The sequence below is a fragment of the Pseudomonas sp. Tri1 genome, from assembly GCF_017968885.1.
Classification (GTDB): domain Bacteria; phylum Pseudomonadota; class Gammaproteobacteria; order Pseudomonadales; family Pseudomonadaceae; genus Aquipseudomonas.
Window position 1 is genome coordinate 3,150,857 of the sequence record NZ_CP072913.1, and the last position, 18,153, is coordinate 3,169,009.

Annotated in this window: 14 protein-coding genes and 1 pseudogene; all 15 read left to right on the forward strand. The window is 62.4% G+C overall.

The window, feature by feature from the left end:
* Positions 1-32 precede the first annotated feature (32 nt).
* Positions 33-305 (forward strand): MoaD/ThiS family protein, encoded by a 273-nt coding sequence (locus J9870_RS13465; protein WP_210644773.1) that lies wholly within the window; start codon positions 33-35, stop codon positions 303-305.
* 84 nt (positions 306-389) lie between these two features.
* Positions 390-2,243, forward strand: a complete 1,854-nt coding sequence (locus J9870_RS13470; RefSeq protein ID WP_210644775.1) for a CoA transferase — start codon at positions 390-392, stop codon at positions 2,241-2,243.
* Positions 2,240-3,889 (forward strand): class I adenylate-forming enzyme family protein, encoded by a 1,650-nt coding sequence (locus tag J9870_RS13475; protein ID WP_210644777.1) that lies wholly within the window; start codon positions 2,240-2,242, stop codon positions 3,887-3,889. The genes J9870_RS13470 and J9870_RS13475 overlap by 4 nt, the downstream gene beginning before the upstream one ends.
* Positions 3,883-5,103 (forward strand): acyl-CoA dehydrogenase, encoded by a 1,221-nt coding sequence (locus J9870_RS13480; protein WP_210644779.1) that lies wholly within the window; start codon positions 3,883-3,885, stop codon positions 5,101-5,103. The genes J9870_RS13475 and J9870_RS13480 overlap by 7 nt, the downstream gene beginning before the upstream one ends.
* Positions 5,100-6,305 carry an MFS transporter gene (locus J9870_RS13485; RefSeq protein WP_210644781.1) on the forward strand — a complete coding sequence of 402 codons (1,206 nt, stop codon included), beginning with the start codon at positions 5,100-5,102 and terminating at the stop codon, positions 6,303-6,305. Before J9870_RS13480 ends, J9870_RS13485 begins: the two co-directional genes overlap by 4 nt.
* On the forward strand, positions 6,302-7,384 hold the full coding sequence (locus tag J9870_RS13490) for a glucuronyl hydrolase (RefSeq protein ID WP_210644783.1): 1,083 nt from the start codon (positions 6,302-6,304) through the stop codon (positions 7,382-7,384). Before J9870_RS13485 ends, J9870_RS13490 begins: the two co-directional genes overlap by 4 nt.
* Positions 7,385-7,871: 487 nt before the next feature.
* Positions 7,872-9,281 (forward strand): circularly permuted type 2 ATP-grasp protein, encoded by a 1,410-nt coding sequence (locus tag J9870_RS13495; protein WP_210644786.1) that lies wholly within the window; start codon positions 7,872-7,874, stop codon positions 9,279-9,281.
* A 3-nt stretch (positions 9,282-9,284) separates the two neighbouring features.
* Positions 9,285-10,235: an alpha-E domain-containing protein gene (locus J9870_RS13500; protein ID WP_003201699.1), complete on the forward strand. Its 951-nt coding sequence runs from the start codon at positions 9,285-9,287 to the stop codon at positions 10,233-10,235.
* Positions 10,232-11,029, forward strand: a complete 798-nt coding sequence (locus tag J9870_RS13505) for a transglutaminase family protein (RefSeq protein ID WP_210644788.1) — start codon at positions 10,232-10,234, stop codon at positions 11,027-11,029. The genes J9870_RS13500 and J9870_RS13505 overlap by 4 nt, the downstream gene beginning before the upstream one ends.
* Before the next feature lie 240 nt (positions 11,030-11,269).
* Entirely contained in the window at positions 11,270-12,232 is a 963-nt protein-coding gene (locus J9870_RS13510; RefSeq protein ID WP_210639263.1) for a transposase, read from the forward strand.
* A 1,023-nt stretch (positions 12,233-13,255) separates the two neighbouring features.
* Positions 13,256-13,393, forward strand: a pseudogene (locus tag J9870_RS29515) (transposase); the annotation flags it as partial.
* A 191-nt stretch (positions 13,394-13,584) separates the two neighbouring features.
* The gene (locus tag J9870_RS13520) at positions 13,585-15,189 is read left to right on the forward strand and encodes a ShlB/FhaC/HecB family hemolysin secretion/activation protein (protein WP_210645256.1); all 1,605 of its coding nucleotides are present in this window, start codon (positions 13,585-13,587) and stop codon (positions 15,187-15,189) included.
* Between the two features lie 17 nt (positions 15,190-15,206).
* Positions 15,207-17,006, forward strand: a complete 1,800-nt coding sequence (locus tag J9870_RS13525) for a MotA/TolQ/ExbB proton channel family protein (RefSeq protein ID WP_210644790.1) — start codon at positions 15,207-15,209, stop codon at positions 17,004-17,006.
* 10 nt (positions 17,007-17,016) lie between these two features.
* Complete coding sequence (locus J9870_RS13530; RefSeq protein ID WP_092348164.1) at positions 17,017-17,442, forward strand: biopolymer transporter ExbD; 426 nt, start codon at positions 17,017-17,019, stop codon at positions 17,440-17,442.
* Positions 17,443-17,444: 2 nt separating this feature from the next.
* Positions 17,445-18,149 (forward strand): energy transducer TonB, encoded by a 705-nt coding sequence (locus J9870_RS13535; protein WP_210644792.1) that lies wholly within the window; start codon positions 17,445-17,447, stop codon positions 18,147-18,149.
* The last annotated feature ends 4 nt before the right edge of the window (positions 18,150-18,153 follow it).

Below are 18,153 nucleotides of genomic sequence, written 5' to 3' on the forward strand. Positions count from 1 at the left end.
CAAAGGGCTGTTTAAAGCTCAGGGAGTTTTGCATGTCGATTTTTGTCGCGGTGCCAACTTTGTTGCGTACTTTCACCCAAGATAAAAAGCGTGTCGAAGTTCAGGGGCAGACCGTTCTTGAAGCGATCGAATATATGGAAGAACAGTATCCGGGGGTCAAGGAGCGGCTGATCGGTGATGGTCAGGTGCATCGCTTCGTAAACATCTACGTCAACGATGACGACATCCGTTTTGTCGACAACCTCGCCACCGCGCTCAAGGCCGGCGACAGCCTCACCATCCTTCCCGCCGTAGCTGGCGGCTGAGACCTGACGCTGACCCGGTGCTGCGCGCGGTACCTCACCAAAGGCCCGCACGTGGCGGTATGGAAACCTGCTGGTATATGTCTTATGTCGCGTCTTCTACAGGGTTGCAGCCTTTCTGGCTGTGTTGAACAGGTGCCCGCCGGCTTTGCCGCGCTGTCCGCGTCACTGCGCTACCAGGCGACGGCGCTGGGCCTGGAGCACCGTCCGTCCCATGGCGATCCCCTGGCTTGCGGGTTGGGGTTTTCCTTTCATCATCCGGACCTTTCGCCCATCGAAGGGATGATTCACGGCTGGCCCGATGGCAGCGCCCGCGGTGTCACCGAACACACCGTGCAGGCTGCCTGCGGATTGATGTCGGTGCATGGCCGGGCCAGCGGCAAGGCCCAGGGGCTGGGGCTCGATTATGTCTCGACCCTGAGCGCCAGCCTGGCCCTCCAGGGGGCGCTGGCCGCCGCCCTGGGCCAGTTGCGTGGCGGTCGTTTCAGTCACGTCAGCAGTTCCCTGGGCGCCGCCGGGGTGCTCGGTGTTGGTCAATACCTGGCCGGTGCCACGGCCTCTGATGAGGCCGAACGGCTGCTCCCCGGCGCGACCTGTTCGAAGAATCGTCCCCCCTTCGTCTCCGCTGACGGTGTGCATTTCGAACTGGAAACCCTCGACGCCGAGCCTTGGCGACGTTTCTGGGCTGCGGTGGGCATCGACGCCGAACAGGCCGGGCAGGGCTGGAAGGCCTTCCTGTTGCGTTATGCCAAGGCCGTTGCGCCGATGCCAACGGTGTTTCGGCAGGCCTTGGCGCGGCTGTCCATGGCCCGCATCAGTGCCTTGTGCGCGTTGAACGGCATGGCTGTGTGCCCGCTGCGCAGCCTCGCCGAGCGGCGTGCCGACGAAGATTTGCCCAGGCAATTGAAACAAGGCCCTTGGGCATTCGACTGTAGTGCTGCCAATGGCCGGGCATTGCCCGCGTTGGCGTCGGACGAATTGCCCTTGAGCGGTCTGACGGTGATTGAGTCCTGTCGCCGGATCCAGGGACCGTTGGCCGGTCATTTACTGGCGATGCTGGGGGCCGAGGTGCTGCGCATCGAATTGCCCGGTGGCGATCCATTGCGGGCCATGCCGCCGTGCGTCGACGGTGTGTCGGTGCGCTTCGATGCCCTCAATCGCCTCAAGCAGGTACGCGAACTCGATATCAAGTCAGCCGCCGGTCGTGAAGAACTCTACGAGCGGGTCCGTCATGCTGACGTGTTCCTGCACAACTGGGCGCCGGGCAAGGCGGCGGAGCTGGCGCTGGACTGCGCCGACTTGGCACGGATCAACCCGGGCCTGGTGTACGCCTATGCCGGTGGCTGGGGCCATGACCGCCCGGGTGAACCCTTGCCGGGTACCGACTTTGTTGTCCAGGCATGGTCTGGTGTCGGTGAACAGATCGGCCAGGCCTCGGGCACCCCGGGTGGTTCGCTGTTCACCGTGCTCGATGTGCTGGGCGGTGTGGTCGCCGCCCAAGGGGTGACTGCTGCCCTGGTCCATCGTGCCCTCAGCGGCCAGTCAGTGCGCGTCGACAGCTCCTTGCTCGGCGCGGCCAATTTATTGTGCGCCCAATCACTGCAGGACGCGGATCAGCCCCAGGCCAGCCTGCTCAAGGGGGTGTACCCGACCCAGTCCGGGTTACTGGCGATCGATTGCCAGACCCCAGCGCAACTTGAACAACTGAACCGAATCCTCGCCTTGGACCCGCAAACCAGCCCGCAGAGGTTGGACGCATTGCTGGGCAACGCCCTGTCGTCGCAAGCGGCCGCGGCCTGGCAACAGCTGCTGGACAGCGCCGCCATACCAGCCTGCGTGGTCGTAGAAGACCTGTCGCAGCTGGCGCAAGACAGGCGATTGAAGCCGTGCTTAAGCCTCAATGCCTATACCTCGGTCAACGCTCACTGGAGTTTTCGATGAATAACGCAGGCATCATTGATCTGGTTCCCGTTGAGGTTCGCAGTGTCTGGGAACGTGACGGAACCTACCCCAACCGTTCGGTCTATCAACTGTTCCGCGAGCACGCCGAGCGTGAGCCGGAAAAACCCGCCGTGCTCTCGCCCGAAGGCACCCTGAGCTATGGCCAGTTGCATGACTATGCCTTGCGCATGGCCGCCGGCCTGCGCGCCGCCGGGATCATGCCCGGCGACGTGGTGGCCTATCAACTGACCAACAGCTGGCGTTGCTGCGCCATCGATCTGGCCGCTGCGGCGCTGGGCGCCGTGGTTGCGCCGTTTCCGCCAGGACGTGGCAGCCTGGACATTCAGGCACTGGTCCGGCGCTGCGATGCCCGGGCAGTCATCGTTCCGGCCGAGTATGCAGGCATCGATTTATGCCAAGTTGTTGAGGCACTGCGCCCGACCTTGTTGTCACTTAGGGTGCTGATCGTCGAAGGCCGTGCCCGGGATGGCTGGCTGAGCCTGCAGGACATGCTCGAGGCCGAGCCGCTTGAAGAGGCGCAGTTGCCCGAGGTTTGCCCCAATTCACCGGTACGCCTGCTGGTGTCTTCCGGCACCGAGTCGGAACCCAAACTGGTGGCCTATTCCCACAATGCCCTGGTGGGCGGGCGCGGGCGCTTCCTGCAACGCATCCATCCCGAGGGCGCCACGTTCCGTGGGCTGTACCTGGTGCCACTGGGTTCATCGTTCGGTTCAACCGCCACCTTTGGCAGCCTGTCGTGGCTGGGTGGGTCGATTGCCGTCCTGCCGCAATTCGATGTAGCAGCGGCCATCGAGGCTATTGAACGGCTGCGCCCGACCCACATCCTCGGGGTACCCACGATGCTTCAGCGCATCGCTGCCGATGCACGCCTGGGCGAGGTCGACAAATCCAGCCTGCTGGGGTTGATCTGCGGCGGCTCGCTGATTGACGAAGTCACGGTGCGCCGCTGCGTCGAGGCCTTTGGCTGTGGCTTCATCAGCCTGTACGGCTCGGCGGACGGGGTGAACTGTCACAACACGCTGGACGATGCGCTGGAGGTGGTGTTCTACAGTGTCGGCCGACCGAACCCGGCGGTGTGCGCCATCAAGATTTTCGACGAGCAGGACCAGGAACTGCCCCAGGGCAGCGTCGGTGAAATCCGTGCGCGGGGGCCCCTGAGCCCGATGCAATACGTCAACGCCCCGGAACTCGATGCGCAGTATCGAGATGCCGAGGGCTGGGTCAAGACCGGCGACCTTGGCTACATCGATGCCGACGGTTATCTGATTCTGGCCGGACGCAAGAAGGACATCATTATCCGTGGCGGCGCCAACATCAGCCCGGTGCAGATCGAAACCCTGGCGACCGGTCATCCCGATGTGGTCAGTGTCGCCTGCGTGGCCGTGCCAGATCCGGACCTGGGCCAGCGCGTGTGCATTTGCGTGACCCTGCGCGAGGGCGCGCCGCGTTTCAGCTTGAGTGAGTTGACCGACTACTTGCGCGAGCAAGGGTTGGAAGTCAATAAGCTGCCCGAGTACCTGCGATTCTATAAGCAACTGCCGCTGACGCCGGCAGGCAAGGTCGACAAGAAGTCCCTGGCCGCTGAAGTGGCGTTCCTGGAGAGCGGGGCGGGTATCGCATGTTGAGGGCAATGAAAGTCGGCAGCGCTCAGGAGGCTGCTGAGCTGGCGTGCCAGGTGCGGCGTTTTGTCGATGAACGCATCATCCCGGTGGAGGCCGAACTGGCGGCTGAACCCCGACAAGCCGCCCGACGCATCGCCGAGCTGAGTGCCCAGGCCCGGGCCGCCGGGTTGTGGGGCAGCTTCTACCCCCAGGCCTTGGGCGGTCGGATGGCCAGCCTGCAAGCTTATCTGCGGGTAGCCGAGCAGGAGGGCCGGTCCGAGTACGGGCCTGCGATCTTCGGCGACGACGCCACGTTGGATCTGCACATGTTGAGCCGCCATGCCGGCGAGGAAGTCCGCCAGCGCTTTCTCGCTCCATTGGCGGCGGGGACGATGGTTTCCAGTTACGGCATGTCCGAGCCGGACAGCATCGGATCGATCCCGGCGACCCTGAGTAGCCACGCTGAACTGGTTGACGGCCACTGGCGGTTGAGCGGGCGCAAGTGGTTCATCTGCCGTGCCGAGCGGGCGGCATTGGTCACGGTGATTGCCCGTACCGCGCCAGGGCCATTGGAGAGTGGGTTATCGATGTTGTTGGTGCCCACCGACTTGCCTGGTTTTCGCGTGGAACGACCCTTGTCGATTCTCGGGCGTTTTTCCGGGCAAGGAGAGCTTTCGTTCGATCAGGTTCAAGTCCCCGCCAGCCATGTGCTGGGTGAGGTAGGGCAGGGCCTGGCATTGATGCAAGAGCGCCTGGCGCTGGGGCGCATCCTGCGTTCGGTGCATTGGCTGGGACTAGCGCAACGCTGCTTCGACCTGATGTGCGCCCGCATCCATTCGGCCCGCGGCGCGCAGGCGCGGCTGGCGGACAAACAACTGGTTCGCCAGCGGGTGTTCCGGGTTTACCAGGGCATTGCCAGCGCCCGCGCACTGCTTCACGACGCCGCCGACAAATACGACGCCGGCGTTGCCAACAGCATCGAGGTGAATATCGCCAAGGTCGCCGCTTCCCAGGCCTTGAGCGAGGCAGCGGACTCGGCGATCCAGATCATGGGCGCCGAAGGCCTGAGCGAACTGTCGCCGTTGTCGGGGATTTATCGCACGGCGCGCACCACCCATATCCTCGACGGCACCGACGATGCGCTGGTGAGCGCGGTGGGCCGGCAATTGCTCGACAGTTGTGGTGACGCGGGGCTGGACTTCGATTGGCCGTCCGTGATGGTGGGAGCAGACCGATGAGCGACGACAATCCCTCACGGGGCGTATGGCTACGGCTGGTGCTGACCGCAGCGATGGCTTTGCCGATGCTGATTTTCTACGCAGTCGGCACCCTCGGGCCGCTGATGGTGGCGGACCTCGGTGTGCCGACCCATTGGCTGGGCTGGCTGATCACCAGCGCGTTCGGTTTTGCCGCCGTGTTGTCACTGTGGGCCGGGCCGTTGGTCAATCGTCTCGGTACTCGCCGTGCCCTGGCATTGCTGTTCTGGAGCACGGTGGCGGCGTACGGGTTACTGGCGAGCTTGCCGGGGTTTATCGGGGTGGTATTGGCGCTGGCGGCCTGCGGGATCGCCCAGGCGCTGGCCAATCCGGCGACTAATCTGTTGATCGCCGAACGCGTCGAGCCCCGGCACAAGGCTGCGGTGGTCGGCTTGAAACAGTCCGGAGTGCAGGTCTCGGCCTTGTTTGCCGGCCTGTTGTTGCCCAGCCTGGCTCTGAGCCTGGGCTGGCGCGCTGCCTTGGCCGCGCTGTTGGTGCCGGCGTTGCTCCTGGCGCTGTTGGGGCCGCGGGTGGCAACCCACGGGCCTTCGGGCAAATCTTTGGGGTTTGCTGTGAATCGACCCAATGTTCGCCTGGCGCTGCTGATGAGCGTGCAACTGTGTGTGGGTATCGTGCTGTCGTCGTTCGTGACGTTTCTCGGGGTCTTTGCCGCTCAGCAAGGCATGACCGCACAATCGATCGGCGCTTTGATCGCCGGTTTCGGTGTGATGGGCATCGCTGCCCGCGTCGTGCTCACCCCGATGGGGGCGCGGATGGCCGATGAGTCCTGGTTGCTGTTGGTGCTGCTGCTGTTGTCAGGCGTGGCGTTGTGGCTGACTTCGCTGGCCTTGCCCCTGCGTCATTGGCCGCTGTGGGCGGGCGCCTTGGGCATGGGCCTGACGGCTGTGGCGACCAATGCTATCGCCATGAGCATGGTGCTGCGCGATCCAGGATTTGGCAGCCCGGCGTCGGCTGCGGGGCTGCTGTCGGTGGGCTTTTTTGGCGGGTTCGCCGTGGGGCCGCCGTTGTTCGGCGTGCTCCAGCGCGGGCCGTGGGGGTTCGCCGATGCGTGGCTGCTGTTGATCGGGGTACTCGTAGTCGGCGGTCTGTCGAGCTTGCTGCTGATTTGCTTGCGACGACGCCACAAAGCGCCGGCCGTCACCGGGTTGAGGGCGGTCAAATGAACGTCGTCCAGGCGTGGCAAGAGCCGCTGCGGCTCGATGAGGCGTATCGCGCCATTGCGGCGATCCTCAGGCGCATGGATCAAATCCAGGCTTCCTGCGCCGAGGGTTTTCCATTGTATTGCACGGGTGCTGACAGTCATTGGAAGGTGTCAGCTGGCGGCTCCTGGCTGGGCGGCTTCTGGTCCGGATTGTGGTGGTTGCGCGCCCATCGCAGCGCTTTTCAGGGCGATCGACTGCAGGCGCGGCTGATTACCGAACGGCTGCGGGACAAACTCGAGAGCGCCACGCACCATCGCAGCCTGATCTTTCATTACGGCGCCGGGCTGGGCAGTTGCTTGCTTGATGACCATAGGGCCAACGAACTGGCGGAACAGGCGGCACAACAACTGGCTCGGGCCTTCGATCCGCTGCTCGGTTGCATTGCACTGGGGCGGGACATGGGAGGCGGTGAGCAGGGCGATCTGCGTCTGAGCATCGACCCGCTGGCCGCCACGCTGCAATTGTTCGCGCGCCGGGCCGACCCCCGGTTGTTGAGTCTTGGCCGGCAGCAACTGCAGGCCTCTTTTCGCGCCTGTGCCGGTGACGGCGGGGCCTGGAGCAGTCTGGCGTGCCATGAAAATGGTCAGTGGCGTGCCGGCGACAGGCCGGGCAATTGGTCGCGAGGCCAGGCCTGGGCACTGCTTGGCCTGAGTGTCGGTGCTCGGTTGTACGGCGCACCTTACCGCCAGGACGCCGAGCGGGCCTGCGAGTACTGGTTGCGCAGCCGGGGCCTGGCGGCACCACTCAATCGCCTGTCCGAACCCCGAGGGCCGGACGATCCCTGTGCGGCGGCGATGGCGTCGCTGGCCCTGCAAGGGCTGGCGACACAGGTACCCGACGGCGAGGTATTGCACCAGCAGGCCGGTGCGCAACTGGCGACGATCATTCGCAGTGGCGATTTTCACGAGGGCCGTTTCGTCGGCCATTGCTACCGGGTTTCGGCCGCAGGAGAGCAGAAAGTGGAGTCGGCCTGTGGCAGTTTTTTCCTGCTGGCGGCATTGCTGGCCTGGACCGGTGAGCTGGATCCTGGCGTTATCTAAGAGGTCCATCTGCGCAGGCACCAAGTCCCTGCATCAAGCAGTGAGTAAAAATTTCCCCCTTTCAGGGCACTCAATCCCTGTTACCTGCCTTTTTGCACCTATTCGACCCGTTCCGGGGCACTCTTGGGAAAGCTGAAATAAACGTTTCAGCTTTCCCAAGATGTTTTGTCGCATGAATGAAAATAAATTTCGCTTTTAAGTAAATTTGCGCTGATTTTTCTAGCGCTGTCTTGATGCGCTGCGCTTAGGCACAGCCTTTGCTACGGCTCAACAGCGATGCCATCAGAGCGTTGAATTCAGGATAGGAGTCATTTCGCCACGCAGATTTAATCAAGGGGGCGCACGTCATCCAGACGCAAAGGCCAGACAGAGACCGGTGCTATCGAGGTGTTCAGAGAAACAGGGCTCATTAAAACCAAGCAAGGCCGGACCATTGGAATGACGAAGTGATAAGAAATGCCGTGTAGAACGCGGCTGGGAGTTGGCTATGCCCCACGCTTTTTTTAATGAAATGTATGACGCGAAGGGTGACTGCCGCCCGCATTACCAAGCCTTCTCACGCTGGTTGGCGGATACGCCGCTTGAACTGCTTGAACAACGCCGGCGCGAAGCCGACCTGCTGTTTCACCGAGCCGGTATCACCTTCACCCTCTACGGGGACGAGCAGGGCACCGAACGGTTGATTCCCTTCGACATCATTCCTCGCAGCATCAAGGCCAGTGAATGGCAGATGGTTGAACGGGGCTGCATTCAACGGGTCCAGGCCCTGAACATGTTCCTGGCCGACATCTATCATGGGCAGCACATCCTCAAGGAAGGCATCATTCCCCCCGAGCAGGTGCTCGCCAACGAGGGTTATCAGATCGCGATGCAGGGCCTGAACCTGCACCGGGGCATTTACGCCCACATCGCTGGTGTCGACCTGGTTCGCGACGGTGACGGCAGTTACTACGTGTTGGAAGACAACCTGCGTACGCCCAGCGGTGTGAGCTACATGCTCGAAGACCGCAAGATGATGATGCGTCTGTTCCCCGAGCTCTTCGCCGCGCAGCGCGTGGCCCCCATCGACCACTACCCGAACCTGCTGCTCGATACCCTGAAAAGCTCAAGCCCGCTGGATAATCCCACTGCTGTGGTGCTGACCCCGGGCCGCTTCAACAGCGCCTATTTCGAGCACGCGTTCCTGGCCCGTGAAATGGGCGTGGAGCTGGTGGAGGGCGCCGACCTGTTCGTGCGTGACGACCACGTCTACATGCGCACCACCGCCGGCCCCCGGCAGGTGGACGTGATTTATCGCCGTCTTGACGATGCCTTTCTCGACCCGCTGTCGTTCAACCCCGATTCCATGCTGGGTGTTCCAGGGCTGATCGCCGTTTACCGTGCGGGCAATGTGGTACTGGCGAACGCGGTCGGCACGGGCGTGGCCGATGACAAGTCGATTTACCCCTACGTCGACGAGATGATCCGCTTCTACCTCACCGAAGAGCCGATCCTGAAGAACGTGCCCACCTGGCAGTGCCGCAAACCCCAGGACCTGTCCCATGTGCTGGCCAACCTGCCCGACCTGGTGGTCAAGGAAACCCAAGGCTCCGGCGGCTACGGCATGCTGGTCGGCCCTGCGGCCACGGCGGCGGAAATCGAAGACTTCCGCGCACGCCTCAAGGCCCGCCCCGAAGCCTACATCGCCCAGCCGACCTTGAGCCTGTCCACGTGCCCGACCTTTGTCGAGAGCGGTATCGCCCCGCGCCACATTGACCTGCGTCCGTTCGTGCTGTCGGGCAAGGAAACCCGCCTGGTGCCTGGCGGGCTGACCCGGGTGGCACTGCGCGAAGGCTCGCTGGTAGTGAATTCGTCCCAGGGCGGCGGCACTAAAGACACTTGGGTCGTGGAGGACTAAGACATGCTTTCAAGAACCGCTTCTGACCTCTATTGGATGTCCCGCTATCTGGAGCGCGCCGAGAACCTGGCGCGCATGCTCGAAGTCAGTTACTCGCTGTCGCTGATGCCCCAGGCCGGGCGCAGCGATGGGCATGCCGAGCTGGCGATGTCGCTGCTGGCGGCTGGTACGCTGGACGATTACAACGCGCGTTATGACGCGCTGAACACTGAGCGCATGCTGCATTTCTTTGCACTGGATGAAACCAACCCGGGCAGTATCTATAGCTGTCTGCGGGCCGCCCGGACCAATGCCCATGCGGTGCGCGGGCGTATCACCGCCGACATGTGGGAAAACATCAACGCCACTTGGCTGGAAATGCGCAACATCGCCAGCAACGGCTTGGGCCGCTACGGCATCAGCCATTTCTGTGAATGGGTCAAGGAGCGCTCGCACCTGTTCCGTGGTGCGACGTCGGGCACCATCATGCGCAACGATGCCTACTGTTTCATTCGCCTGGGGACCTTTATCGAACGGGCGGACAACACCTTGCGTCTGCTGGATGCACGCTACGAAATGTTCGGCGAGGAGTCGGAGGAGGTCAGCGACAATTCGGCGCGTGGCTATTACCAGTGGAGTGCCTTGCTGCGGGCGTTGTCTTCGTTCGAGGCGTTCAACGAAATCTACCGTAATGCGCCCAATGCCGAGCAGGTTTCGGAGATGTTGCTGCTGCGCGCCGATGTGCCGCGCTCGCTGCATGCCTGTATCGAGGAGCTGGACCATATCCTCGCCAGCCTGCCGGGCAATAACGGCAGGCCGGCGCAGCGTCTGGCCGCCGAGCTGAATGCGCGCCTGCGCTATTCCGGGATCGACGAGATCCTCGCCTCGGGCCTGCACCAATGGTTGACCGACCTCATTGGCCAGATCCGTCACTTGGGCCAGACCGTTCATGAGTCTTATCTGGAGGTCGTATGAAACTGTCCATACGCCACGACACCACCTACAGCTATGCCGATGAAGTCTGCACCAGCATTCAGTTTCTGCGCCTGACCCCCAAGGACAGCCAGCGCCAGCGCATCCTTGAGTGGCACTTGGAGCTGCCGCGACTGGTGCGCAGCCAGATCGACCCATACGGCAACATCCTGCATGTGATGACCATGGACGAACCCCACGGCGCCTTGGTGCTGACGGCTTATGGTCAGGTGGAAATCGATCAGACGGTGGAGAGGGAGACGGACACTCAATCGCCGTTGCCGTTCCTGCGCACCAGCCGTCTGACCCAGGCCGATGACGCGCTCGGCGCTTTCGCCGTGGAGCAATGTGGAGCACGGCGCGATCGTGCGGCGCTGACCGACTTGATGAATGGCCTGGCTGCCCGGATGCCCTACAGCCCGGGCACGACGGCGGTCAGCAGTACCGCCGCCGAGGCGTTTGCCGGCGGTAGCGGGGTGTGCCAGGACCATACCCATGCGTTCCTGGCCTGCGCGCGCAGCCTGGGTATCCCGGCCCGCTACGTCTCCGGTTATCTGTGCACCGAAGATGAAAGCCACCTGGCAAGCCACGCCTGGGCCGAAGCCTGGCTGGACGACGGCTGGTACAGCTTCGACGTGACCAACCGCCTGACCCGACCTGACCGCCACCTGAAACTGGCGGTCGGCCTGGACTACCTCGACGCCTGCCCGGTACGCGGCATGCGCCGAGGTGGTGGGGCGGAGCAGATGTTGGCAAGGGTGCAGGTGAGTTCGATGGTGCAGGTGCAGCACCAGTAGCCCAGTAAACCTGAAGACCTCATCGCGAGCAGGCTCGCTTGTATGTTTAGACTTGAAGGGGTGGGCGGGACTAAAAGCTCGATTCCGACTCTAGCCAGTACGGACCGTGGGAGACTTCTCGTTCCGCCCTTTCTACCTAAAGCGCCGATAAGGAATTCATCGGTAAAACCGACGATAGAGGCAAGCCAGCGCAAAGGTAGACCCCGACAAGCACCTAAACCCTAGCTCCGAGGATTCGTCATGACAATCCTTAACTCACCAACGGTTATTGGTATCGATGTAGCGAAGGCCGAAATCGTCGTTTACCGCGAAGACCTGAAAATCACTCAAGCCATCGCCAACAATCGCGAAGCTCTTGGCCGGTGGCTCAAAACGCTACCAGCCCAAAGCTCGATTGCGCTGGAAGCCACCAGTTTTTATCACCTGGACACAGCTGAGCTGGCCCATGGAATGGGGTTTCATGTTTACGTTGTGGATCCTTATCGGGTGGCCCATTACCGTGAAAGTATTGGGCTGCGGGCTAAAACTGATCCTTGTGATGCGCGTTTGCTGGCTCGTTATCTAACGAACGAGCAAGCAAGGCTGCGTATCTGGAGCCCACCTCCAGAAGCCTACAAAGTGTTAAAAAACCTGCTTAGAAAACGTGCGGCACTCATCAAGGCCCGTGTCAGTATCGTGCTGAGTTTTTCGAACGAACCGTGCCTAAAGGACATCTTGGCCCGGCAGTTGGAGGTCTTCAAAGAGTCCGATCAGGCCATTCAGAAGCTAATGCGTGAGGCCAGCCAAGCGGTAGGGATCACTGAAAACATCAACCGCTGCAAAGCCATTGAAGGGATTGGTGAACTGACGGCCATTGGCTTGGCGACCGCATTCATGCGCGGTCACTTTGTCAGTGGCGATGCATTCATTGCTTTCTTGGGGATGGATTTGCGTCCAAAAGACTCAGGGAAGAAGCACAGTCCTCGTCACTTGAGCAAAAAAGGGGACGGGGAGCTACGACGCCTGGCGCACAACGCCGCGATGGCGGCCTGTCGGTCTCCTGCCTGGAAACCTTACTATGAGGCCTTCTTGGCACGAGGCCTGGCCAGAACTCAGGCCTTGGTTATCCTTGCCCGCAAGTTGTGTCGGGTAGCATTCGCCCTGATGAAAAATCAGAGCGAATACCAACCAAATTCACGGTTGCAGGGTTCCCCTGCAACATAGAATCTCCCACAGGTATTTGTGGTGAACATCGAATCGATGAACACCCGAGAACCCCTGTGGAGCGAGCTTGCTCGCGATGACGGTAGCCCATCCAACATCACCACCAACTGATCCACCGCCATCGCGAGCAGGCTCGCTCCCACAGGGTACTTGTGGTGAACATCGAATCGGTGAACACCCGAGAACCCCATGTGGGAGCGAGCTTGCTCGCTATGACGGTAGCCCATCCAACATCACCACCAACTGATCCACCGCCATCGCGAGCAAGCTCGCTCCCACAGGGTATTTGTGGTGAACATCAAATGGATGAACACCCGAGAACCCCTGTGGGAGCCGAGCTTGCTCGCGATGACGGCAGCCCATCCAACATCACCACCAACTGATCCACCGCCATCGCGAGCAGGCTCGCTCCCACAGGGTATTTGTGGTGAACATCAAATGGATGAACACCCGAGAACCCCTGTGGGAGCCGAGCTTGCTCGCGATGGCGGTCGCCCGGCCAACATCGCCGCAAGCTGACTCACCGCCATCGCGAGCAGGCTCGCTCGCCCACAAAAATCAGCCGTCACCCCTGACCCCCCGCGTACCCACCAAATGAAGCTTTCATGACAAAAGTTCGGTAGCACATCGCCATTCCCGTCATGCCTGTGTGACGTGTTCAAGGGGGCCTGCAAGGTCGTTTTGGAACCGGGGCGCGAAGCCGGGAGTGAGGCGATGGGAACTATGGAACGTTATTCGAAAGTGGGCATGCAGGAGCTCGACCAGCGGCTGTCGAAAATCGTCGAAGCGGCGCGCAAGCAGCCGGTCTCGGTGTATCGCTATGGTGCTCCGTGGGTTTGGATCGTTTCCCAGGATGACTGGCAGGGTGCGCTCAAGGAAGTGTCCAGCTACATCCCGCAGGGCCATTCACTGGTGTTGCTGCGTCCGCAGATCGACGACCTGCTGGATGAGCATCGCGAGGTGCTGCAAGGCCTCAATGCTGACGCCAGGATGCTGATCGCGCCACAAACCGCCATGCACATCCTCTTGCTGCAGCTGCTCTATTCGGTGCCCAGCGAGCAGCAGCTCTACGAACAGCTCAACTACAACCTGTTGTTCCGCTGGTTCGTCGGCCTGGACCTGAATCAAAAGGTCTGGAGCTTCAACGTCCTGAGCAAAGACCTCGCCACGCTGCTGGGCGACGCGCGGGCAGTGCGGCTCATCCAGAAAATCATTGGTGAAGTGTTCTGTGGCGCCTTGCTGCAAATGCCGGAGTTCTCCTTGAACTTCGCGTTGCTGCACACCTGGCTGGCCCGGCACGCCACGACATCGACCGCAAGCAATTGAGCCGTACTTTGAATTCAGGGGGTGGTGTGGAGCATTTCTTCAAATCGCGGCCGGCGCTGTGGGGCTGGCTGCTGCTGGCGGTCGGGGGGCCGTCGGCATTCGCCGCAGAAGGAGGGCAAGAGGCCGAAGCGGCGCCGGCGCGCCTGGTGGACGTGAACGAGTATTTCGTGCGCGGCAACACCGTGCTCGATGCCCGGGCCATCGAAGAAGCGGTGTACCCGTTCCTCGGCCCACAAAGGGCTTTGAGCGACATTGAAGGCGCCCGGGAAGCCCTGCAAAAGGCCTATCAGGCGCGCGGTTATCAATCGGTGTTCGTCGAGTTGCCAGAGCAGAAAGTCGAAGACGGCATCGTCTACCTGCAAGTTAGCGAAACCAAGGTCGGCCGGGTGCGAGTGGTGGGCGCAAAGCACTATTCGCCCGTCGAAATCCGAGATGACGTGCCAGCTCTCAAGGAGGGCGAGGTACCCGATTTCGCCCAGGTCCAGGCAGAACTGGCGCAGTTGAACAAGACCCCGGGGCGCCAGGTCATGCCGCTGGTGCGCGAAGGCCAGCGACCCGGAACCATGGACGTCGATCTACAGGTCGAAGACCAGAACCCTTGGCAAGCCAGCCTGGGACTCAATAACGACTACAGCGCCGACACCGAAAAGCTGCGTACGGTCGCGAGCCTGGGCTACAACAACCTCTGGCAACTGGGCCACAGCGTTTCGCTGACCTTCTTCACCGCGCCGCAGGACACCGAGAACGCCCAAGTCTGGTCGGGTTCCTACACCGCGCCGCTGAGTGAACGTTGGAGTGTGCAGTTCTCGGGTTACCAATCCGACAGCAACGTGGCGACCGTCGGCGGCAGCAACGTCTTGGGCAAAGGTCACTCCTACGGGGTGTCGGCGATCTACAGCCTGCCTTCCAGCGGGGCATGGGCCAACAGCTTTTCGGTCGGGGTGGATTTCAAGGATTTCGACGAAGAGCTCAACTTTGGCGGCGCCAGCGACAAGGCACCGCTCAAGTACGCGCCATTCACCTTTGCCTACAACGGCTTTCGCTACACCGAAACCAGCCAGTTGGGCCTGGGCCTGAGCCTGGTGGCGGGTACTCGCAGCCTGCTGGGCTATGGCAGCAACGACGAAGAGTTCGACTACAAGCGCTATCGCGCCAGCCCCAGTTTCGCGGTGCTCAAGGGCGACGGCAATTACACCTTCACCTTCGCCAACGATTGGCAAACCGCCTCCAAGGCCGCCTTCCAGCTCGCCTCCGGGCCGCTGGTTTCCAACGAACAATTCTCCGCCGGTGGCGCCACCTCGGTACGCGGCTATCTGGCCGCCGAGCGCACCGGGGACGACGGCTACCTGCTGTCCCAGGAACTGCGCACACCATCGCTCGCCAAGTTCCTCGGCAGCTACGTCCAAGAGTGGCGCTTCTATGCCTTCGCCGAAGGCGCGCAGTTGTACCTGCGCGACGAACTGCCCGACCAGGAAGCCGATTACAGCCTTGCCAGTATCGGCCTCGGCACCCGCGCGAGCCTGAGCAAATGGCTGTCCGGCAGCCTCGATTGGGGCTACCCGCTGCTCGACGGGCCGAACACCTCGAAACAGGAATCGCGCCTGCACTTCAACCTGCAAGCGACGTTTTGAACCCAGGAGTCATGTCCATGCAACGCTTATTGTTATCCCTGTTGATTTGCCTGGGGCTGGTGCTTCCGGCGACCGCCAACGCCTGGTGGCAGGACGACTGGCACTATCGCAAACAGATTTCGGTGGACACCACGCCCCAGGGCGCCGCCATCGCCCAGGCCCTGGGACGCACCGCGCTGCTGGTACGCCTGCACACCGGCAACTTCACCTTCGACGGCGTCAAGGACGACGGCTCGGACCTGCGTTTTGTCAGTGCCGATGACAAGACCGTGCTCAATCACCAGATCGAAAGCTTCGACCCGCTGATGGGCATGGCGCTGATCTGGGTCGATGTGCCGAGCGTGGAGGGCGGCCAGCGTCAGGACCTGTGGATGTATTACGGTAACCAGAAGGCCCCGGCCACCGGCAGCGGCCAGTTGACCTTCGACCCGGACTACACCGCGCTGTATCACTTCGACAGCGCCTCCGGCGTGCCGCCCCGGGACACCACGGCCTACGGCAACAATGCCCAGGGCGCAGTCGGTACCAGCATCGACGGTGTGATCGGCCATGCCTTGCAGTTCAACGGCCAGCCGTTGCTGTTGCCGGCCAGCCCTTCGTTGCAACACAGTGCTGGCGCGGCGTTCACCTTCAGCACTTGGCTGCGCCAGGACCAGGCCAGCGGCGAACAGATCGTCCTGGCCCGTCGCGAAGCCGCCACCAGCCTGTTGATTGGCGTAAACCAGGGGGTGCCGTTCGTAGCGATCAATGACCAGCGAGCGGTCTCGACCCAGCCGCTGAATCCCGGCCAATGGCAGCACCTGGCGTTGACCGCCTCGGGCGACCGGGTCGTGCTGTACGTCAACGGGCGTGAAACCGCGAGCCTGGCGGTGGCGATGCCAGCGTTCAATGCGCCGATTGCCTTGGGCGCAGATGTGGCCACCGGTGCTTTTGCACCCTTCAGCGGGGCCATGGACGAAGCGCGCCTGTCCAAGATTGCCCGCCCGGCGCCGTTGCTATTGGCCGACGCCAATGCCCAGGGTGCCGAATCGAAACTGGTGGCCTACGGGGTCGATGAAGAGCAGTCCGGCTTCGGTTTCGGCAGCCTGGGTTTCCTGCTCAAGGCCGTGCCGCTGGACGCCTGGGTGATCATCGGGGTGCTGGTGCTGATGATGTTCCAGTCGTGGATCATCATGATCCGCAAGAACCGCATGGTCAGCCGTCTCAGCGCGGCCAACGAAGCCTTCCGCGAACAGTTCGCCAGGATCGGCACACGCCTGGAAATGTTCGCCGACGACCAGGACCTCGCCCAGCGCCTGCAACACTCGTCGCTGTGGCGCTTGTACCTGGTGGCCGTCAAGGAAATCCGCACCCGCCGCGAGCAGGGCGCCGATACCTCGTCGGTGTCCGCCGCCACCATCGAGGCGATCCGCTGCTCCATGGACGGCGTGCGCACCCGGGAAAACCAGCAGCTCAGCTCGAAACTCTCGACCCTGTCCAACGCCATTGCCGGCGGCCCCTACATCGGCCTGCTCGGCACGGTGCTGGGGATCATGGTGGTGTTCCTCGGCACGGCGATGGCCGGTGACGTCAACATCAACGCCATCGCCCCGGGCATGGCCGCAGCCTTGCTCGCCACCGCCATGGGCCTGTTCGTCGCGATTCCGGCGTTGTTTGGCTACAACCGCCTGATCACCCGCAACAAGGAAGTCAGCGCCGACATGCGGGTCTTCGTCGACGAATTCATTACGCGCCTGGCGGAGATGCACGGCGAGGGCCAGTCCGGTGAAGCGGCGCAGCGCCGCAACCATCACCCCCAATCGTCCGTACCGGCCTGAGGAAATCGCCATGGCTAGCGTAAACGCTTCACACGATGACGACGATGATGCGGCGGTCGACAGCATCAACATCACACCGCTGGTGGACGTGCTCATGGTGGTGCTGGTGATGTTCATCCTCACCGCCACGGCGCAGGTGTCGGGTATCCAGATCAACCTGCCCAAGGCCAGCGCTTCGGTGTCGTTGTCCGAGGCCAAGACCAAGGCGATTTCGGTGAATGACGGCGGGCAGGTGTTCCTCGATGCCTATCCGGTGACCCTGGCCGAACTGGAAGAACGCCTGCGCATCGAGAAGGCCCAGAACCCGGACTTCCCGATCATCGTGCGCGGCGACGCCACGGTGCAGTACCAGAAGGTCATCGAAGTGCTGGATCTGTTGCGGCGCCTGGAACTGTCCCAGGTCGGTCTGGTGACCGGCAAACCGAGCCAGGGCTGATCATGACCGCCAGACTTCCCATCAACCCGCCCCCGGTGAAGACCTCGCCGCTGCGCCTGCTCATGTGGGCCGCTGGCCTGGTGCTCGGTGCCGTGGCGGCCTGGCTGCTGTGGCAGTGGGCCAACGACATGAGTGGTGTGCGGCGTGAAGCACCGAAAGTGCCGACCATCATCCCGCTACCGCCTCCGCCGCCACCACCGCCGGAGAAACCCAAGGAGCCGGAACCTCAGGTCGAGGAAAAGGTGGTCGAGCCAGAGCCGCCCCCGGAACCCGAAGAGGTCAAGCCCGAGGAAGAAGCACCACCGTCGCCGGTGGATGACCTGGCCAACCCGATGCAGATGGATGGTGATGCCCAGTCTGGCAATGACGCTTTCAACATCGGCGCCGGCAAGGGGGGCGGCATGGCCGGGGCCGGTGGCGGACGCCTGGGTAATGGCACCTACAGCCAGTTCCTGGCGTTCACCTTCCAGCGTCTGCTGCGGGAAAACCCCGACCTGCGCAGCCTGGCGTTCTCGCTGCAGGCCGACGTCTGGCTCAGTGCCGTGGGCGAAATCACCCGGGTCGAGCTGGTCAAGTCCAGCGGCAACCGGCAAGTGGATGAACAGGTGATTTCAGCCCTGCGTACCGCACCCCATTTGAGTGAACGGCCACCGGCCTCCCTGACTTTGCCTGTACGCCTGTCCTTGCAGGGACGGCGTCCGGGTTAACCGA